This is a genomic window from Paracoccus sp. P2, from assembly GCF_046335115.1.
GTDB classification, from domain to species: Bacteria; Pseudomonadota; Alphaproteobacteria; order Rhodobacterales; family Rhodobacteraceae; genus Paracoccus; species Paracoccus pantotrophus.
In genome coordinates this window covers 41775-60315 of the sequence record NZ_JBGOSN010000021.1, presented here as the reverse complement: position 1 = coordinate 60315, position 18541 = coordinate 41775, and the positions used below count along the sequence as shown (strand labels likewise).

General features: G+C 72.1%; 15 protein-coding genes. 1 reads left to right on the top strand and 14 read right to left on the bottom strand.

Annotation, left to right across the window (positions count from 1 at the left end; all coding sequences use genetic code 11):
- The first annotated feature begins 77 nt into the window (after window positions 1–77).
- The gene (locus ACDP63_RS14485; RefSeq protein WP_024844278.1) at window positions 78–2429 is read left to right on the top strand and encodes a type VI secretion system Vgr family protein; all 2352 of its coding nucleotides are present in this window, start codon (window positions 78–80) and stop codon (window positions 2427–2429) included.
- Here the strand turns inward: ACDP63_RS14485 and tagF are convergent.
- The 14 genes from tagF to ACDP63_RS14415 all read right to left on the bottom strand — a co-directional run bounded on the left by tagF (window position 2416) and on the right by ACDP63_RS14415 (window position 18532).
- Window positions 2416–2907: a type VI secretion system-associated protein TagF gene (tagF, locus tag ACDP63_RS14480; protein WP_024844277.1), complete on the bottom strand. Its 492-nt coding sequence runs from the start codon at window positions 2905–2907 to the stop codon at window positions 2416–2418. The genes ACDP63_RS14485 and tagF overlap by 14 nt on opposite strands.
- Complete coding sequence (tssM, locus tag ACDP63_RS14475) at window positions 2889–4751, bottom strand: type VI secretion system membrane subunit TssM (protein ID WP_409928140.1); 1863 nt, start codon at window positions 4749–4751, stop codon at window positions 2889–2891. The genes tagF and tssM (ACDP63_RS14475) overlap by 19 nt, the downstream gene beginning before the upstream one ends.
- Window positions 4669–6552: a type VI secretion system membrane subunit TssM gene (tssM, locus tag ACDP63_RS14470; protein ID WP_409928139.1), complete on the bottom strand. Its 1884-nt coding sequence runs from the start codon at window positions 6550–6552 to the stop codon at window positions 4669–4671. The genes tssM (ACDP63_RS14475) and tssM (ACDP63_RS14470) overlap by 83 nt, the downstream gene beginning before the upstream one ends.
- Complete coding sequence (gene icmH / locus ACDP63_RS14465) at window positions 6553–7947, bottom strand: type IVB secretion system protein IcmH/DotU (protein ID WP_024844275.1); 1395 nt, start codon at window positions 7945–7947, stop codon at window positions 6553–6555.
- A 9-nt stretch (window positions 7948–7956) separates the two neighbouring features.
- Window positions 7957–9291, bottom strand: a complete 1335-nt coding sequence (tssK, locus tag ACDP63_RS14460; protein ID WP_024844274.1) for a type VI secretion system baseplate subunit TssK — start codon at window positions 9289–9291, stop codon at window positions 7957–7959.
- An 11-nt stretch (window positions 9292–9302) separates the two neighbouring features.
- Window positions 9303–9776 carry a type VI secretion system lipoprotein TssJ gene (gene tssJ / locus ACDP63_RS14455; protein WP_051419623.1) on the bottom strand — a complete coding sequence of 158 codons (474 nt, stop codon included), beginning with the start codon at window positions 9774–9776 and terminating at the stop codon, window positions 9303–9305.
- Window positions 9773–11011 (bottom strand): type VI secretion system-associated FHA domain protein TagH, encoded by a 1239-nt coding sequence (gene tagH, locus ACDP63_RS14450; protein ID WP_024844272.1) that lies wholly within the window; start codon window positions 11009–11011, stop codon window positions 9773–9775. Before tagH ends, tssJ begins: the two co-directional genes overlap by 4 nt.
- A complete protein-coding gene (gene tssG / locus ACDP63_RS14445; RefSeq protein ID WP_024844271.1) occupies window positions 11011–12048 on the bottom strand; it encodes a type VI secretion system baseplate subunit TssG in 1038 nt (345 codons plus the stop codon). Before tssG ends, tagH begins: the two co-directional genes overlap by 1 nt.
- Window positions 12012–13874, bottom strand: a complete 1863-nt coding sequence (gene tssF / locus ACDP63_RS14440; RefSeq protein WP_409928138.1) for a type VI secretion system baseplate subunit TssF — start codon at window positions 13872–13874, stop codon at window positions 12012–12014. Before tssF ends, tssG begins: the two co-directional genes overlap by 37 nt.
- Window positions 13874–14620: a type VI secretion system baseplate subunit TssE gene (locus tag ACDP63_RS14435; RefSeq protein ID WP_024844269.1), complete on the bottom strand. Its 747-nt coding sequence runs from the start codon at window positions 14618–14620 to the stop codon at window positions 13874–13876. Before ACDP63_RS14435 ends, tssF begins: the two co-directional genes overlap by 1 nt.
- A gap of 25 nt (window positions 14621–14645) precedes the next feature.
- Entirely contained in the window at window positions 14646–15134 is a 489-nt protein-coding gene (locus ACDP63_RS14430; protein WP_024844268.1) for an Hcp family type VI secretion system effector, read from the bottom strand.
- A 143-nt stretch (window positions 15135–15277) separates the two neighbouring features.
- A complete protein-coding gene (gene tssC, locus ACDP63_RS14425) occupies window positions 15278–16792 on the bottom strand; it encodes a type VI secretion system contractile sheath large subunit (RefSeq protein ID WP_024844267.1) in 1515 nt (504 codons plus the stop codon).
- Window positions 16793–16795: 3 nt separating this feature from the next.
- Window positions 16796–17338, bottom strand: coding sequence for a type VI secretion system contractile sheath small subunit (tssB, locus tag ACDP63_RS14420; RefSeq protein WP_024844266.1), 543 nt, complete (start codon window positions 17336–17338; stop codon window positions 16796–16798).
- A gap of 57 nt (window positions 17339–17395) precedes the next feature.
- Window positions 17396–18532, bottom strand: coding sequence for an ImpA family type VI secretion system protein (locus tag ACDP63_RS14415; protein ID WP_024844265.1), 1137 nt, complete (start codon window positions 18530–18532; stop codon window positions 17396–17398).
- Between the last annotated feature and the right edge of the window lie 9 nt (window positions 18533–18541).

Below are 18541 nucleotides of genomic sequence, written 5' to 3'. Positions count from 1 at the left end.
TCGCCAATCCGCCCGGCTTGCGTCATACTGAAACCGGTATCCGGCCGGCGCATCGGCCCCGGAGGCAGGAGGTCAGCATGTCATCCGCCCGCGAGATCACCGTCGCCATCCCCGCCATCGGCGAGCCCGTCACCTTCGAGCGCATGGAGGGCGAGGAACAGGTCTCGGCCCCCTTCGCCTTCGAGCTGCGCCTGTCGGCCAAGACGCTGGACGTGAAGGCGGCCGACGTGCTGGGCACCCGCGCCACCATCGCCGTCAAGGGGCCCGAGGACAGCGAGCCGCGGCATTTCGACGGCCATGTCGCCGAGTTTGGCCTGGCCGAGATCCGCGACGATTTCGCCTTCTACCGGCTGCTTCTGCGCCCGGCGCTGTGGTTCGCAAGCCTGGCGACCGACAACCGCATCTTCCAGAACCTCTCGGTGCCCGACATCATCGAGGAGGTGCTGCGCGCCTATCCCGACGTGGTGCTGGACAAGCGGCTGGAGGGCAGCTACCCGCCCCGCGACTATTGCGTCCAGTTCGAGGAAAGCGACCTCGACTTCCTCCAGCGGCTGATGGAGGAGGAGGGAATCTTCTATTTCTTCGAGCATGGCGAGGATGGCCATGTCACCGTGCTGGCCGATGCCAATGCGGCGATGAAGCCCGCGCCGGGCGCCGAGGAGATCGCCTATGAGCCCGACAGCCCCAGCGCCCCGCGCGAGGGCGATTACCTGACCGGCTGGGTGCCGCGCGCCGCGATGCGCATCGGGGCTTTCGCGCAGACCGATTACGATTTCCTGAAACCCTCCTCGGACCTGATGGCGACGGCAAGTCGGCCCGAGGGCCATGCCGGCGACCGGCGCGAGGCTTACCTTTATCCCGGCCGGCACCTGGACCTGGGGCGCGGCGAGCGGCTGGCCGGCATCCGGCTGGAAGAGGGGCAGGCCGCCTTCGAGCGCGTCGCGGCCGAGGGCACCGCCCGGCCGCTGGGGCCGGGGCGCAGCTTCACGCTGGCGGGTTTCCCGCGCGAGGCGGAAAACGACCGCCATCTGGTGCTGTCCGCCCGCTATCGCATGTGGGACGACCAGGTCCGCGCCGGCCAGCGCGCCGGGCAGGAGGGGCGCGACCCCTTGGGCTATCACGTCCGGCTGGTCTGCGCCCCGGCGCGCATCCCCTTCCGCCCCGAGCGCCGCACGCCGCGCCGGCCGATGCGCGGGCCGCAGACCGCCGTGGTGGTGGGCCCCGCGGGGGCCGAGATCTATACCGACGAACATGCGCGGGTGAAGGTGCAGTTCTTCTGGGACCGCAAGGGCCGGCGCGACGCGCATTCCAGCTGCTTCGTGCGCGTCAGCCAGGCCTGGGCCGGGGCGGGCTGGGGTTTCATCCAGATCCCCCGCATCGGGCAGGAGGTGATCGTCGATTTCCTGGACGGAGATGCCGACCGGCCGATTATCACCGGCCGGGTCTACAATGCCGAGCAGGTGCCGCCCTATGGCCTGCCCGGCAATGCCACGCAATCGGGCTGGAAATCCAACAGCTCGCCCGGCGGCGGCGGCTGGAACGAGTTGCGCTTCGAGGACAAGGCCGGCGCCGAGGAGGTGTATTTCCAGGCGCAGAAGGACCATAACGAGCTGATCAAGAACGACGAGACCCGCCGCATCGGCCATGACTGGGTCGAGGATGTCGGCAACGACGCCACCCAGTCCATCGGCAACGACCGCCGCGAAAGCGTCGGCAACGACAAGTTCACCACCATCGGCGCGAACCGCCAGGTCTCGATCGGGGTGGACGATACGGAAAAGGTCGGCGGCCATCGCAGCCTGGACGTGGGCGCGACCGAGACGATCCATGTCGCCGCCAGCTCCACCGAGACCATCGACGGCGCGCATAGCCAGACCGTCGGCGGCATCCAGACCATCACCGTCAAGGCGGCGCGGGTGGACAGCGTGGCCGCGACCGAGACGCGCAATGTCGGGGCGGCGCAGACCAATACCATTGTCGGTGCGCGCGGCGTGACGGTGCTGGCCGGGCAGAACCACGCGATCTCCTCGGACGACGGCTGGAAGGTAGGCGGCAACCGCTCGACCAACGTGGCGGGGAACGAGACCGTCGAGGTCGGCGGCAACCGCAGCCACAAGGCGGGCGGCAACCGGGCCGAGAAGGTCGGCGGCGATTCGACGCTGGACGTTGCCGGCAAGCGGGCCACCACGGTCGGTGCGGATGAATTGCACAAGGTCGCCGGCAAGATGGGGCTGGACGTGGGTGCGGCGCTGGCCATCGTGGCGGCGGATTCGATCGCGCTGACCTGCGGCTCGGCCGCCATCGTGATGAAGAAGGACGGCACCATCACCATCGAGGGCAAGGACATCACGATCAAGGGCTCGGGCAAGATCGACGTGAAGGCCTCGGGCGAGACCTCGATCAAGGGCTCCAAGGTCAACCTGAACTGAAGAGCGCTGCCAGCGCAGGCCCCGGCGCCTCGGGATCGGCGGCCAGCGCCGGATGCCCGCGTTGCCACAGCAGCAGCGGCGGTGCCTCGGCCTTGCCCGCCGGCGCGGGCAGGGCCGCCAGCGCCTGCCACAGCGCATCGGGATCGGGCTCGGCGGCGGCTTGCAGCGCGGCCTCGCACCAGGGCTCCAGCGCCTCGGGTCCGGGCAGGCTGTCGGCCAGCAGGAACAGCGCCAGCGGAAAGCGCCGCCCCACTGCATCGGCCGAGGGCAGCACCAGCCCCGCCGCCGCCCGCCCGCCCGAGGCGATGCGCAGCCGCAGCCCGCCCTCCGGCCAGTCCTCGCGCCTGGCCAGATGCGCCGCGGCCCAGCGGTCCCAGCGGCGGCGGAACGGCTCGGGCAGGCCGCGGCCGACGAAATCGCCGCGCGCCGGCAGCTTGCCCCAGAAGCCCGCCTGCGCGCTCAGAACGCTTCCGGGCATCGGAAGGCGCCGAACATGCTCAGGTCGAAGGGATTCTCGACCGAGGCCGCGCGCAGCTCGAACCGGGCGGCATAGGGGCCGATGCCCAGCCGCAGGCCAAAGACCTCGGGCAGCGCGGTGGGCGACAGCCCGGCCTTGCGCACCAGCCGCAGCCAGGCCCAGGCGCCGGTCTCGGTGCTGATCGCCTCGCCCGTGCCATCGACGGGGGTGAAGCTCAGCGAGATCAGGTTGGTGCCGTCCTTGCCCGGCCAGGTCATCGGCATCGGCCGGGAGGCGGCATTGAAATAGACCAGGCTCTGCCCGTCGACGTTCAGTGTCACCCGCGCGGCATTCGGGGTCAGATCCTTCGGCTCCAGCGTGAATGCCATGACCGGCCCGGCGCCACCCGGAAACAGCGCGTCGCGGATGGCGCGGGCCTGTTCGAACGGCGCCAGCGTTCGCGCGTCCAGCCCCAGGTCGGCCCGCCAGCGCCAGGGCCGGGCGCTGGTGTCGACATAGGGCGCCAGCGTCTCGTTGGAGAAGGCGTCGAAGCGGCCGCCGGGGCCGAAAAGCTGCTGGAAGTCGCTGACCGTCACGTCGATGGCCGAATCCGCGACGAAGGGATAGCGCCCGCCCGTCGCCGCGCGGCAGAAGGGCAGCACATCCGCCCGCCAGCGCGCGTTGAGCTGCGCGAGGATCGCCTCGCGCGTGACGCTGATCGTGTCGCCGGCGATGGCGCCCAGCCAAGCGTTGACCGGGTCGGGCAGGGTGGCCGCGACATTGCGCAGATCGCCCGTCAGCTGCGGCAGCCCGCCGCGCGACAGCAGCGCCGCCTGCGGATCGGGGCTGGCCTGCACGGTCAAAAGCTCCTTGGACAGCGCCCCCAGCGCGGTCTCGGCATCCAGGATCAGCGGCGGCTTGCCGTCCACCTCGGCGACGATAGCCTTGAGGGGCGCGAAATGCCGGGCGATCTCGGCGCCGGGCGGCGGCGGCTCGGGCTCGCCCGGACGGCGGGCGGCGGCGGCGACCTTGGTGCCGATCCGCGCCGCGGCGCCAAGGCCCAGCTTGCCGGCCACCTTCTTCAGCACGCCGGGATTGATCTCGGGGCTGTCGCCCTGTTCGGGCGGGCGCGCCAGGTCGGTTTCGGCGACGACGGCGTTCAGCAGCCGCTTGAGCGTGCTGTCGGGACTGGCAAGGTCTTTCAGGTTCGCGGTGGCGGTGGCCAGGTCGGGGATCGGCGCCAGCCGCACGTCGCGCAGGAAGCCTTCCCAGGCGTTGATGAAATCGTCCTGGTAAAGCTTCATCATGTCGGCCTGCAACGAGGCGGCCGAGGCATCGGCGCTTTCCGCACAGCCGCCGGCAAAGACCTTGCGGTCGTTCAGCGCAGCCTCGGCCATGCTGGGCAGCATCGGCAGCACCGTGCCGTGAAAGCCCTGCCAGGTGAAGGCGCCGGGAATGCCCTGGCGCAGGGTCTGGCCCGACAGCCGCGTCAGAACCTGCCCCGCCAAAGGCCCGGCCTTTTCCGCCGGGATCCAGTCGGGCAGGGTGGCGATCTCGGGCTCGGACATCAGCGCGCGATAGCTGCGCAGCGACAAGGGCACGGTGCAGATCGCCTGCAAGGCGGCCTCGACCAGTTGCGGATCGGCCTGGATGCGGCTTTCGTCGCCGCCCAGCCGGTCCAGCGCGGCAAGTTGCCAGGCGCGCGCCGCCTCGGTCGGGAAGGGGGTCTCGGCGGCAAAGGCGGGCAGCACCTCCTGCCACCATTCCGCGAGCCAAGCCCGGTCATAGGGGCCAAGCCCGGTCAGCATCTGATAGGCCTTCAGCGCGCCCAGCAGGAAATCCGGGTCGCGGATCTGCCGCCACATGGTNAAAGGCGGGCAGCACCTCCTGCCACCATTCCGCGAGCCAAGCCCGGTCATAGGGGCCAAGCCCGGTCAGCATCTGATAGGCCTTCAGCGCGCCCAGCAGGAAATCCGGGTCGCGGATCTGCCGCCACATGGTCGCCTCCAGAAAGGCGACCATGCGCGGCTCCAGCAGGTTGCGCAGCCCGCGTTCGCGGGCCAGCCGGGCCGCGCCCTCGATCTCGGCCGCGGCCGAGGGGCCGATCAGCGCCAAGGGTCCGCCGGGCACCGGCGTCCGCGCCGCCTCGATCTCGGTCATGGCATCCAGCGCGACGGGCAGGTCCAGGGGCTCGGTCGGCGCCTGGCGCGAGGCGGCGTTGGCCAGCCGCCCCGACAGGTCGGCCAGCAGGCGCTGCTGGTCCGCGACCGCGCCGGACTGGCGCATGGTGTTGAACAGGAACCCCAGGCCCGCCAGCAGCACCAGCAGCGCCGCCGCCGCCGCCGAGCCGCGCCAGAGCCATGTCCGGCGCTCCTCGGCGCGCGGGTCGAACAGGCCCAAGCCTGCCTCGCCGAAGATCACCCCGGCCAGCAGGTCGTGCAGGAAGAAGGACCGCCGCTCGCCCATCATCCGATGCGGCGCCGCCGCGGGCGCCAGGCCAAAGCCCGCCGCCATCCCGGCCAGCATTCGGTCCAGCGGCGAGCCTTCCTGCGTGGCCGAGGTCAGGTAGAAGCCGCGCAGCCAGGGGGTCTGCTCATAGCGGCTTTCGCCGAAGGCGGTGTCGATCAGCAGCCGCAGCGGCGGTTCCAGCCGCTCGAACTCGGCCGGAAAGCGGAAGATCGCGGCGCGCTGCGGCAGGTCGGCATCCTCGGCCAGCCGCGCGTCCAGCCGGCCCTCCAGCACGGCGGCGAGGCTGCGGAACTCGCGGGTGATCGCCTCGGGCTCGGGCAAGGCATCGACCGGCAGGGTCGCGCCCCAGACCTGCGCCCGCTGGGCCGAGGTCAGCGCGCCGAAGAACGCCTCGAAGCCCGGCAGCCGGTCGGCCTTGGTCAGCATCAGATAGACCGGCAGCTGCATCTCCAGCCGCTCGGCGATCTCGGTCAGGCGCTTGCGGATCTCGCGCGCGTGGCGGCGCAGCGCGTCCTCGGGGCCCAGCAATTCGTCCAGCGACAAGGCCACGATCACCCCGTTCAGCGCCCGCCGGCCGCGATGCTTCTTGAGCAGGTCGAGAAAGCCGGCCCATTCCGCCGCGTCGCGCTCGGGCTCGCTGGACTGGTCGGTATAGCGGCCGGCGGTGTCGACCAGCACGGCGGTCTCGGTAAAGAACCAGTCGCAATTGCGGGTGCCGCCGACGCCCTTCAGGTCGTCGTTCAGCGCGATGGGAAAGTTCAGCCCCGACTGGCGCAGCGCCGTGGTCTTGCCGGTGCCGGGCGGGCCGATGATGACATACCAGGGCATCTCGCGCAGAAAGCGCCGCTTGCCCAGCCGCGAGCGCGCCAGCGTCGCCAGGATTTCCTGGAACTTGCCGCCGATCTCGGCCGCGGCATCGGGCGCGTCGGGCAGGGGCGGCGGCGCGGCCAGTTCGGTGACGAACATGCGGTTGCGCCGCGCCGCGCGGATCTGGCCCAGCAGCAGGATCAGCAGCCACAGGACCAGGATGGCGCCCAGGCACAGCGCGCGGATCTCGGCGCTTTCCAGGGGCGCCGCCTCGCCGACCGAGACCAGCGGGCCATAGAACCAGATCGCCGCCGCCAGCAGCGCCAGCCCGACGAAGGTCCAGAAGCCGCGGGACAGGAGGAACCGGAACATGGCCTTGAGCACGCGCATCTATTGCCTCTTTTCGATGCGGATCTCGATCCGGCGGTTCTGGGCACGGCCGTCGCGGGTGGCGTTGTCGGCGACCGGCTGGCTGTCGGCGCGGCCCTCGGCGCTGATGAGCTCGGCGGGCACGCCGGCCGCCGCCAGCGCCTGCGCCACGGTCTCGGCCCGCGCCTCGGACAGGCCCTGGTTCGAGGCGAAGGGATTGCTGCGCTGCACCGGCACGTTGTCGGTATGGCCGCTGACCGCGACCGCGCCGATGCGATGCGCGTTGGCCACGACGGTCCTGCCGATCGCCTCGACCAGCGGCTGATAGGCGGGGTTCAGGCTGGCCTTGGCCGAGCGGAACACCTCGGGATTGCTGGCCTGCACCACCAGCACCACGAGGCCCGAGGTTTCGCGCCCCTTCATGGCCGGGCGCAGGGCGGCGGGCAGGGCGGCCTCGAAGGCGGGCAGCAGCGGGTCGATCACGGTGGCCGGCAGTTCCGGGGCCGGCTCGACGGTCTGGCGCACGGGCCTGAAGATCGCGGCGCGTTCGGCCGGCGGCAGGCCGGCGGCCTGGGTGAACAGGCTTTCCGCCTTGCCCGAAAGGTGCATGGAGAGGCCCGCGTGGATCGCCAGGACCAGCCCCAGCGCGCCCAGCCACAGCGTCCACAGCGGCACGGCGAAACGGCGCGGCGTGTCGGGCGCGATCACCCCGGCGCCGTGCGGGGCCAGCGGCATGGCCTCGCGTTCCGGGTCGCGCAACAGCCGGGCAATCTGCGCGCGCAGCGCCACCAGCGCGCCTTCGCCGGCGCCGCCCTGCACGCGATACTTGCCGCGAAAGCCCAGGCAGAGGCACAGCCAGGCCAGTTCCAGCAGGTCGCGCTCGCCGGCCGGGTTGCGCATCAGCGCCTCCAGCCGGTCGAAGAAGCGGGTGCCGGCATCGACCTCGCCGGTCATCTGCGTGACCAAGGGCTGCCGGGGCCAGTCGCTTTGCCCGCCCCAGGGCGTGTTCAACGCCAGGTCGTCCAGCAGGGCGGCGACGAACCAGGCGCCCTGGTCGGCCCGGCTCAGCGGCACGCCGGCAGCGACCGAGGTGTCGCGCCCCTCGACCAGCACCGATTGCAGCCGCGCGCGCAGCGCCTCGGGGCGGGCGGGGGGATTGGCGCGCTCAAGCTCGGGCGCCAGTTCCAGCAGCGTGGCATGGGCGGCGACCAGCGGGTTGGCATGCGCCCGCCCGCGCCGGGCATGGGGCGCGGCCTCGGGCGCGGCGGGATCGGGGGCGGCCTGCCAAGTGGGGCGTGGCGGCGCGGGACCGGGGCCGGGCGGATCGGGCAGGGATTGCGGCCGGCCCGCGCCCAGCGGTCGGATCCGGGTGCGACCGGGGTCGCCAAGGCCGAATGGATCGTTCTGGTCGCCCATTCCCCGCCCCTATCTGCTGACCGCGTAGCAGTCGATTTCGGGTTCGCGGTCCAGCTTGCCCGATACGCCCAGCACGAAGCCCGGCGAGGCTTGCAGCCGTGCCCAATGCTCGGACTTTCGGTCCAGCTCCAGGCACAGCCGGTCGCCGTCATAGGGGATCTCGCGCGGCTGCGAATGCAGCGGCCGCAGGGGAATGCCCGGCAGGCGCGAGGTCCACAGCGCCTCGAACTCCTCGGCCGCGCCCACCGTGACCTGGCGGGTGAAAAGCTGCATCAGCCCCTCGTCCGACATGTCGGAGCCGATGCGCAGCACGATGCGGCTGTTTTGCAGGATCTCGGGGTTGTCGATGCGCACCTTCCAGACGTTCTGCGCGTGGCGGGCGACCGGCAGGGCGCGGGATTTCGGCTCGACATGGCGCAGGGACAGGATCAGCGAGCGCAGCGCATCGGCCAGCGCGGCGAAACCCGGCTGCGGGTCGGCATGGTCGTAATCCGGCAGGGGCGACAGCCGCCGGGTCGAGGAGCCATAGGTCGCCATCCGCCCCGCCAGCTCGGCCAGGTCGGCGAAAAGCTCGGACGGATGCGCAAGGTTCTGCGCCAGCAGGTGTTGCAGCCTTGGCCGCGCGGCATTGGCCAGTTCCAGGATCAGCAGGTTCTCGACCGAGCGGCCGGCGCCGCCCAGCACCATGCCGCCCTGCGCCTCGATGATGCGGTCGAGCCCGGTGACCAGTTCCTTGAGCAGCCCGCCATACCAGGGCACGGCGGCCAGGGTCAGGGCGGGGGGCAGCCAGCCCTCGGCCAGCGCGACCCGGCCGTCGGCGGCCAGCCCCTCGATGCCCGCCAGCGGCAGGGTGACGGCGCCCTGCGTGGCCTCGCCGGGCAGGAACAGCCGAGTCGAGAGCCGGGCGATCTCGACCTCGGCGGGTTCGGCGCCGCCGCGGATCTCGTCGCGCAGGCTGGCCCATTCGCCGCGCCAGCGCGCGCCGCCCGGCTCGGCATGGGCGGGATCGACCGCCGCCGTGCCGGGCTGGCGCGGCGCCACGCCCAAAAGGACCGCGCCGGCGGGTGTCGCACGGCTGACCGCGACCGGCGGCGGCGGCGGGCTGTCGGCCGGGATGCGAAAGCCGGTGCCGTCGGGGAACAGCCCCTCGGCCTCGGCCACGGCGACCTGCCCGGCCTCCAGCGCCGCGGGGTCCAGCCGCAGCGCGACAAAGCCCCAGGCCTGCCGCGGCCGCGCCCGCAGCAGCGCGCGCAGCTGGGCCGCGGCATGGCGGTCCTGCTGCTGGAAATGCTGCGGGCGCAGGAACAGGCCCTCGGACCAGACGACGCGGCTGCCTTCGGTCATGCGCTTTCCCTTCAGGCTGGGGTCATGGTGACGCCGCCCGGACCGGCGGTGACGGTGAAGCTGGCGGTCCCGGTGGGCGAGACGGCGGCCTTGGCGCGGGTGGTCTTGCCGGCCGGGTCGCGATAGCCGGCGACCACCGCCACCGCCGTCGTCGCCGGGTCGAGTACCAGCGCCTTTTCGGCGCTGCCGCCGGGGGCCAGCGTGACCGTTTCCGCCTTGACCAGGTCGGCCCCCAGGGCGGCGGCGGGGTCTTGCAGCGCCAGCGTGTCGGCGGCGTCGAAGCCGGCGGTGCCGCGCAATTGCAGGATATGCAGCGTCAGCGGCCGGTCGCTGCCGTCGGGGCCGGGATTGACCCCGGCCGAGGCCGACATGGCCAGATTGACCGAGCCGGGACCGGCCGGCCCGCCGCAGGCCGCGGTCAGCGCCAGCGTTCCAAGCCCGGCCAGCGTGGCCCGGCGGGTGAGGATGGGAAGGATCGTCGTCATGGCTCGCTCCTCTCGGGGGTTTCGTAGGCATCGCGGAATTCGGCGCCGACCTCGCCCAGGAAACGGTCTTCGGCGGCGCGGGCGATCTCGGCCCAGCGGGCGGCATAGGCGTCCCAGAGCAGCGCCGAGCGCCCGCCGGCCAGCAGCGCCCGCAGCATCCCGGCATCGGCCAGCTGCGCCTCGATCGCCTCGGGCGAGAAGCGGTCGATCATCCGGCGCAGCGCCGCCTGCAAGCCGTGCCAGCTGCGCATCCGGTGGTCGGCAAGGTCGCGGAACGCCTCGGCGATGGCGGCGTCCGGGTCCAGGTAGCCCGCCCCGCGCGGCGCGACCAGCGCGGCCACCTGCTCGTCGGGCATGGCCAGGAATTTCAGCGGGTTGACCTGGGCCGCGCCCAGCGTGGTGCGGGCGACGCGCAGCGAGCCCTTTTCCTCGGCCCGCGCGCGCAGCAATGCGACCAGCCCCTCGGCCAGCATGCGGTAGCGCCGGCCAAGCGCCTCGAGGTCCACGTCCTCGGTGGCCGACGGATCCAGCTCGGCGCCGCGCAGAAAGGCGGCGGCCGCGTCGGATGGCGGCTGCGGTTGCGGGGCCAGGGCGGGGGGAGGGGTTGCCGCGACGGGCGCGGGGTCGGGCTGGGGCGGTGTCGCGCCGGATGGCCCCCAGTTCCAGCCGTCGCCTTGCGGGGCCGGTTCGGCCGGCGCGGCAGGCGGTGCGGCGGGCAGCGGGTCCAGCGTGAAGGGATCGTCGAAGCCCGGCGGCGGTGCGGGCGGCAGCGGCGGCGCGAAACGGCCGGTGGTGCGCTCGAAGGGCTCGGGCAGTTCCGAGGGCCGCGGCGGCGGCGGCGGTGGTGGCTCGCGGGGGGCGAAGAACGGGTCGACGCCGATGCCCGGATCGGTGGGCGCCGCCGCGGCGGCCTGCGCCCCGGCCTCGACGGCCACGCCCAGCGTCACGTCGCCCAGCCGCAACCGCATCCCGTCGCGCAGCACGGCGCTGCGGTCCGGTCCCAGCGGCTCGGCCGCCCCGTCGAGGAACAGCCCGCCGGTGCTGGTATCGGTGACGGTCCAACCCTCGGCCGTGGCCTCGACGATGCAATGGCGGCGCGAGACGAACATCTCGGGATCGTCGATCTGCCAGTCGCAGCCCGGCTCGCGCCCCAGCACCGCCCGGCCGCCCTCCAGCCGCAATTCGGTTTGGGGCTGGGGAACGGGGCTGGTGAGGACGGTGAGGCGCAGGGTCATCAGGCGACCTGCCTTTCGTCCAAGGGCAGGCGCAGGTCGTCGCGGTCCCGCGCGGCCCCGTCGCCCAGCCAGCCGGTCCGGCCAAGCGCCGGTCCCCGCCCCAGCGCGGGCGGCGGTACCTCGGGCGCGGCCAGCACCAGCCGCAGGTCGAAGCCGATCTCCTCGCCCATGGCAAAGCGCAGCAGGCGGCGCAGCGCCGCCCGTTCCGCGCCTTCCTCGGCCAGCCGGCGGTATTGCGCAAGCGGCAGCGGGCCGACGGTGATCTCGGCCCGCGCCTGCGGCTGATAGACCCGCGGACCCAGCATCGCACCCCGGCCAAGCCCGGCATGGGCGCGGCCAAGGCGGCTGGCCAGGGCGGCGGGGATGTCCTGCCAATAGGGCACGAACTCGGCCACCCGCACCGGCGCGTCCAGCAGGTCCGACAGCAGCGCCGCCAGCACCTCGGGGCTGCGAACCTGGCCGGCCAGCCCGGTGGCATGGCGCAGGGCGGGCGCGGGATCGTCCAGCGCCTCGGCGCTGCCAGGCAGGCCGAGCCCGGCCAGCGCCGCGATCATCGCCGCAAGCCTGCCCTCGCGCCCGTGATCGGCGGCGAGGGCGGGCTGCGCCTCGGCAAAGGCGCGGTAGTAAAGCGCCATCATCCGGTGTTGGAGCAGGTTGCAGAACTCCAGGAAGGCGCGATCCGCCCCCGGCTCGGGCTGGGCGGAGCCGGCGAACCAGCGTTCGGACATGCGTTCCAGCATGCGGCGGCTGAGATGCAGCGGCATCGGGCCTTCGGGGCCGAAAAGCCCGGTGATCTCCAGCGCGATGCGGGCGGGACTGTCGCCTTCGGCGGGGCTGAAGCGCGCGACCTCGCGGGCGGCGGGGCCCAGCCGGATCTCTTGCCCCAGCCGCGCCGGCTCCTGGTCCGGGCCGCCGGCATGGCCGAAGCGGCGGCCGGGCGCTTCCAGCCGCCGCATCAGGGCGAAGGCCTCGATGCCGGGGGGCGGGGGCGGTTCCCCGGTCAGATCCGGGGGCGCAGGCCGGGCCGCATCGGCCATGACATCTCCTCCTGTTTCTGCACAAGGCGGGTGCGGGTGCGCACGAAGCTGTTGACCGAGGCGTGCCGGGCGAACAGCCGGTCGAGCAGCGCCGGCAGAAGCAGCCGGCTGGCCCCGGCCAGCGGCGCCTCGTCGATTTCCAGCGTGATCTCGGTGCCGCGGCCGAAGGCCAGCGGGCCGGGCAGGTCCAGCCGCGCGATCACCGGGCGGCTGGCGACGGCGGCGACGGCGCGGGCGTGGCGGGCAAGCTGCGGATCGCCGCGATCGGCGTAAAGCGCCAGCAGCGCGCAAAGCGGCGCGCCGTCGCGCCCGGCCTCGGCCAGCGACAGATGGCCCGAGGCAAGCTGCGCCACCAGCCGCCAGGTCAGCTCGTCCAGCCCCGCCGCACCGCCCTGACCCGCCTGCGGCGGTGCGCCCGCCAGCGCCGGTTGCGGCCGGCGCATCGGGCCGACCAAGTCAACCCGCATCACCGGCTCGCCGCCCTCGGGCGTCAGCCGCGGCGTGTCGTCCAGGATCGGCAGGTCGCGATTGGTGCAAAGCGCGCGGATGTCCAGCCGGCGCGGCATCCAGTCCGCGGCGCGCGAGACCGAGATCCACAGGTCATGCCCGGCATAGGAGCTGCGCATCTGGCTGCGCCGGATTTCGTCGGTGGCCGGGCGGCGGGGGCGGCGCTCGGCCCACCAGACCGGGCCGGCATGGCGCGGCGCCTCGGGGGCATGGGCGGGGCAGAGCAGCCCGTCCGCGCCCTCGCGGTCGGCATCGGCGACGCGGATCAGGCGATAGACCTCGAAATCGCGGGTGCGGGCGCGGTCGGGATGGACCGGATGCGCCGTCGCCCGCGGGTCGAGTTCGACGAAGTTGCACTCTTTCTCGAACAGGTTGACCAGCGGCACGGCGAACAGCCGGAAATCGTCGCGGCCCAGCCCCTCCAGCAGCGGCTCGGGGCGGGCAAGCGGCAGGGCAAGCTCCAGCGCCACCCCCTCGCCGCATTGCCGGGCGGCGGGGGCGAGCCCGTCCAGCCGCAGGTAGTGAAAGCGTTCCGGCATCAGGAAATAGTCGCGCAGCAGCCTGAAGCCCTCGAAGCTGCGGCGCAGGCGCGGGGTCAGCCCCTCGTCGTCGCCGGTGCCGACCAGTTCGGGCCGGTCGAGGGGAAGCGCCTGCGCGCCCGGCCGGGCGGGCCGGGCCAGCGCCCCCAGCCCGTTGCCGAAGATCGCGTCGAACAACGGACCCGCCCGCGCGCTGCCGGCAAAGCACAGGTCGAGCCGGTCCAGCGCCAGCGCCGACAGCGCGGCCGGACCCGTCGCGTTCAGGCCGATGCGGATGCCCGCCTCTGCCCCCGGCACGGCAAGGCCGGCGGCGGCCAGCGCGCCGCGGTCGGGCAGGTAATCCGCCGCCGCCAGCGCCAACGGCCAGAGCGTCACCGCCTGCGCGGTGGCATAGGTGGCGCGGGTGGCCAGGCCTTCGCGCGCGGCGGCGACGAAGCGGCTGCCGCGCGGCACCGGATGCCCGCCCGCCATGGCCTGCACCTGCGGGCCGGGTTGCAGCACGCCGATGCCCATGGCCGGCCCCGGCGCGGCCAGGTCGGGCCAGAGCGCGTCCAGCACCCCGGCGGTGAAACGCTGGCCCTCGGCCTCGACCTTCATCCGCGTGCGGGCGGCCAGGAAGGCCACGCCCTCCAGCAGCCGCTCGACATAGGGGTCGGGGCAGGGCACGGCGTCCAGCGACAGGTTGCGCGCCACGTTGGGATGCAGGGCGGCGAATTCGCCGGCCAGCACCCGGATATGGTCCAGCTCGGCCTCGTAGGCGGCAAGGAAGGCGCGGTCCATCAGCCCTCCTCCAGCACCGTGGCGGCGATGCCCGTGTCCAGGTCGATGGTGGTCAGCAGCCGCAGCCGCTCGGGCGCCGGGGCCATCAGCAACAGCCCCTCGATGCGCACGCGCAGGCCGATGCGGGTGCCGGGCTCGACCCTGACGCGGATGGTGTCGCGGCGCAGGCGCGGCTCGAACACCGCCAGCACCTCGCGTAATTCGCGGGCCAGCGCCTCGTGGTCGAAATCTCCCGCGCGCCGCCCGGCAAAGGCCGGCACGCCGTAATTCAGCACCGAGGCGCGGACATGGGGGAAATCGGCCAGCATCTCGGCCGGATCCTCGGCGCCGCCGGCGATGCCGGGGGGCGCGGCGCGGCGCTCGGCCGGCGTCAGCAGATAGCGCACCTCCAGCCGCTCGATGCCGAACAGATCCTCGATGTCGCGGCGCACCGCCTCGCGCAGGACATCGGGCGTGACCCGGATGCCGCGCTCCTGCAAGGCGGCGTGGCGGGCCTGCAATTGCGCCAAGGCCGCCAGGTCGCGCGCCTGCTCGGGGTCGAGCCCCTCCCGACCCTGGCCGGCCAGCAGCGCCCGAAGCCCTGCGGCGCCGTGGCGCGCGGTCAGCGCCGCCTTGCGCCTTGCGATCTCGGCCGACAGCGCGGGCAGGTCGTCGATCAGCCGGTCCCAGAGGCTCGGCTGCACCGCCTCGCGCCGCGCCTGGAGGGGCACGGCGGTCGGGGGGCGGTCGGGGGCGGGGCTGGCCATGGCGATCCTGTGCGCATCCCGGCGGTCACTTGGCCGCCATCAGGTCGTACTCGACCTCGTGCTCGTCGCCCTTCGAATGGTCGTCGGCCTGCACGACGTATTTGATCGCGACCTTTTCGAACGAGATGCCGATCTGCTCGGCGATGGTGTCGATTTCCGGGGCCGGCTGGTTCTGGCTCATCGAATAGGACGAGATCAGGCAGTTGGTCATGGTGATGGTCAGGTAATCCAGATGCGCCTCGCCCGAATCCTTGCGGACGGTGAAGGTCATCGCCTCGAAGGCCTTGCCTTGCATGCAGGCCAGCGCCAGGTAGGGCGAGGCGGCGTCATACCATTTGTAAAGCGTCAGGTCGCTGATGGTGGCGCGACCGCGCACGCGGCCCGACCCGGTCGCGGCCGAGCTTTTCTGCTCGGCCTTCAGGTCGGCGCCCCAGATGTCGATTTCGCCTTCGTGATCGGCCCGGCGCGATTCGCCGTCGATGCCGTCGATCTTGAGGTATCCGGTGAAAGCCATCTCACATCTCCCTGTTCGGCCTGTTCGGCAAGCCGGGTTTCAGACATGGCGGGGCCCCTCGGGGCCGCGTCAGGGGCCGCGCGCGTCATGCACCCGCCGGCCCGGCGCCGCAGGGGCCGCCGCGGCCCCTGGGCAAAAGCGCGTCACGGCCCCTTGACCGAGGGCAGTTCCGAAACCAGCCGCAGCGAGGCGTTGATGCCTTCCAGCTGGTAATGCGGGCGCAGGTAGAAGCGGGCGGCGTAATAGCCGGGCCGGCCCTCGACGCTGTCCACCTGCACCTCGGCCTTGGCCAGCGGCCGCTTGGCCTTGGCCTTGTCGTCGGCCATGGCGGTATTGGCCAGCACATAGCGGTTGATCCATTCGGACAGCCAGACCTCCATGTCGGCGCGTTCCTTGAAGGTGCCGATCTTGTCGCGGGCGATGGCCTTGAGGTAATGCGCGAAGCGGCAGACCGGCAGCAGATAGGGCAGGTTCGCCGACAGCCGCTCGTTGGCCTGGGCATCGGGGTCGACCAGCCGCCCGGCGCGGGCCTCGCAATCCTGCAGGGTCTGCGCGCCCAGGAAGGCCGCGATATCGGTGTTCTTGCGATGCAGGATCGGCATCAGCCCCAGCTTGGCCAATTCATGTTCGCGCCGGTCGTCGATGGCGATCTCGGTGGGGCATTTCATCACCACCGAGCCGTCGTCGCTGGGGAAGGTATGCACCGGCAGGTTGGTGACGGCGCCCCCGGATTCCACGCCGCGGATCTGGCTGCCCCAGCCGTAAAGCTTGTGGCTGCGGTTGATGTTCACCCCCATGGGGAAGGCGGCGTTCATCCAGACGTAATGGTCATGCTTGCCGTCGATCTCCTCGCGGAAGTCGAAGCCCTTGACCGGGATGGTGTCCGGCCCATAGGGCAGCCGCGCCAGCACCCGCGGCAGGGTCAGGCCGATATAGCGCGCATCCTCGCTTTCGCGCAGGCTTTGCCAAGCCGCGTAATCGGGCGAGGATGTGACCATCTTCAGATCCTGCGGATTGGGCAGTTCCTGCCAGCTTTCCATGCGGAACAGCCGGGGCGAGGCCGCCGCGATGAAGGGCGCATGCGCCGAGGCGCAGATCCCCGACAGGTTGCGCAGCAGCCCCACGTCGCGCGGATGGTGGCTGAATTCGTAATCCCCGATGATGCTGCCGAAGGGGGCGCCGCCGAAGCTGGAATATTCCTCGGTATAGAGCTTGCGGAACATGGGCGACTGGTCCCACATCTGCCCCTCGAAATCCTCCAGCTGGTCGGCAAGCTCGTCCTTGGTGATGTTCAGCACCCGGATCTTGAGCATGGTGTCGGTTTCGGTGTTGTTGACCAGGTAATGCAGCCCGCGCCAGCTGCCTTCCATGCGGCGGATCTCGGGGGCGTGCAGCACCTCGTTCATTTGCACGGTCAGCAACTCGTCGATGCCGGCGATCAGCGACTTGATCGAGCGCACGGCATTGCCGGAAATCGTGGCGCTGCCGGCCTTTTCGCGGGCGGCAAGCGCCAGGTTGGCGACCAGTTCGCGCAGCTTGGCGCTGTCGTCCTGTTCCTTGACGCGGAAGTCCTTTTCCAGAAGCGCGCCGAACTCGTCCAGGTCGACGGCCTCGGCTTCGGGGGCGGCTTCGGTGCCCTTGAGTTCCTGTTCGGCCATGGTTCAGCCCTCCGTCCCGTCGCTGGCCGGGCTCACCGCCTGCTCGGCGATGCGGGCCAGCAGCGGCTCGTCGTTCAGAAGCTGGGCGATGCGCTTTTCGGCGCTGGCCTTGCCGTCCATATAGCTCAGCAGTTCCTCGAGCTTGCGGCGCATCTTCATCAGCTCGGCCAGTTCCGGGATCTGCTCGGCGATGCGGTCGGGGGCGAAATCGCCCATGTTGCGAAAGGTCAGGTCCACGAACATCTCCTCCTCGCCGCCCTCCTCGCCTTCCTTGCCGGGCAGGCGGTTCGGGATGCGGGCGGTGACGCGGGGCGACAGCGCCTCCATGAAGGCGGGGAAGCGGCCGGCATCCACCTCGACGAAGGACCGTTCGGCGGGCGGCTTCTGCGCCTCGCGTGAGGTGGACTTGCCCGCCAGATCCGCCATCACCCCCATGACGAAGGGCAGTTCGATGGTGGTCGGGCTGCCGTAATGCTCGACGTCATAGGCGATCTGCACCCTTGGGGCGCGATTGCGTTCGATTACCTTGGCCTTGCTCTCGCTCATCGCGGGTTACTCCCTGTCGCGGCGCCATCCGGCGCCGTCCCCGATTGCGCCCTGCCGTCAGCGTCCCTTGTCCTCGGTCACTCCGGCGACATTGCGGAATTCCTTCATCCCTCCCGGCGCCAGTTCCTCCATCAATTGCAGGAAGTTCATCGGCACCATCTTCTTCATCCGCCGCGCCAGATGCGGCAAGGGCGAGGCGGGTTCGTTGCGGTCGTAGAAATCGATGATGAGGTCGAGGCAGGCCTCGACCTGGGCGCGCGAGGCCAGCCGGGACGGCAGGCCCGCCGATGCCGGTGCAGCGGCCGCGGCGGCGGGCATGGGGCCGGGCATCGGGGCGGGCGCTGCGGCCGGCGCATCGGCTGCTTGCGCCGTGGCCGGGGCGGCCGCGCGGGTGAATTGCGCCGGCGGGCTGGCCAGGGTCGCCGCCATCCGCTCCAGCACCCGGCGCAGCGCCGGGAAGCGGGTCGGCGGGTCGTCCCCGATGCGCGCGGCCAGGGCCGCCTCCAGCCGGTCGAGCGCCGCCAGCGCGGCCGCAAGCCCCGTTTCCAGCCGCGCCACCGTTTCGGGCTCGGTGTCGCGCAGGGCGCGGCAGGCGGTCAGCACCCGCGTCACCCTGGCGTCATGGCGGGCCTCGCGCTCGGCCTGTTCGGCGGCGGAAAGCCCGGTCGGCCCCTCGGCCGCCAGCATCGAGGCCGAGACCGCCCCCGCCGCCAGATCCCCGCCCGAGACCACCGGCAGGCCACGCGGGGCCAGGACGGTGTTGAACTCCAGATCGCCCAGGATGCCGGCATCGGCATTCTCGATCTGGTAAAGCGCGTTGATGCGGCGCAGTGCCGCTTCGCGTACCAGCTGGCCCTCGCGCAGGGCGGGATGCAGGTGGTCCCACCAGGTTTCCAGCGTCTCGGCCAGCAGGTCCAGCCCCTCGGCCAGCCCCTCGGGGCCGCGCATGTTGGTCATGATCCGCGCCACGACAACCAGCAGGCGCAGGTCGCGGCCGGTCTGGGCCAGGGCCTCGGCCTCGTCCAGCAGATGCGCCCAGTCCAGCGCCACGTCGCCGGTATTGCCCTTGGCCAGCTGTTCGGCCCGCGCCGCCCGAGAGGCCCCGTCCAGCGCCCTTTCAAGCGCCAGGAACCTCATGTCGTTGCGAAGATCCAGCCCGGCGGAATCCGGCACGGCGAGCGGAGCGAGAAACATAGGAGTAAC

Excerpts from the sequence above, each read along its gene's own strand:
- ACDP63_RS14485 (WP_024844278.1), top strand. The coding sequence starts at position 78 with ATGTCATCCGCCCGCGAGATCACCGTCGCCATCCCCGCCATCGGCGAG.
- tagF (WP_024844277.1), bottom strand. The coding sequence starts at position 2,907 with ATGCCCGGAAGCGTTCTGAGCGCGCAGGCGGGCTTCTGGGGCAAGCTG.
- tssM (WP_409928140.1), bottom strand. The coding sequence starts at position 4,751 with ATGTGGCGGCAGATCCGCGACCCGGATTTCCTGCTGGGCGCGCTGAAG.
- icmH (WP_024844275.1), bottom strand. The coding sequence starts at position 7,947 with ATGGGCGACCAGAACGATCCATTCGGCCTTGGCGACCCCGGTCGCACC.
- tssK (WP_024844274.1), bottom strand. The coding sequence starts at position 9,291 with ATGACCGAAGGCAGCCGCGTCGTCTGGTCCGAGGGCCTGTTCCTGCGC.
- tssJ (WP_051419623.1), bottom strand. The coding sequence starts at position 9,776 with ATGACGACGATCCTTCCCATCCTCACCCGCCGGGCCACGCTGGCCGGG.
- tagH (WP_024844272.1), bottom strand. The coding sequence starts at position 11,011 with ATGACCCTGCGCCTCACCGTCCTCACCAGCCCCGTTCCCCAGCCCCAA.
- tssG (WP_024844271.1), bottom strand. The coding sequence starts at position 12,048 with ATGGCCGATGCGGCCCGGCCTGCGCCCCCGGATCTGACCGGGGAACCG.
- tssF (WP_409928138.1), bottom strand. The coding sequence starts at position 13,874 with ATGGACCGCGCCTTCCTTGCCGCCTACGAGGCCGAGCTGGACCATATC.
- ACDP63_RS14435 (WP_024844269.1), bottom strand. The coding sequence starts at position 14,620 with ATGGCCAGCCCCGCCCCCGACCGCCCCCCGACCGCCGTGCCCCTCCAG.
- ACDP63_RS14430 (WP_024844268.1), bottom strand. The coding sequence starts at position 15,134 with ATGGCTTTCACCGGATACCTCAAGATCGACGGCATCGACGGCGAATCG.
- tssC (WP_024844267.1), bottom strand. The coding sequence starts at position 16,792 with ATGGCCGAACAGGAACTCAAGGGCACCGAAGCCGCCCCCGAAGCCGAG.
- tssB (WP_024844266.1), bottom strand. The coding sequence starts at position 17,338 with ATGAGCGAGAGCAAGGCCAAGGTAATCGAACGCAATCGCGCCCCAAGG.
- ACDP63_RS14415 (WP_024844265.1), bottom strand. The coding sequence starts at position 18,532 with ATGTTTCTCGCTCCGCTCGCCGTGCCGGATTCCGCCGGGCTGGATCTT.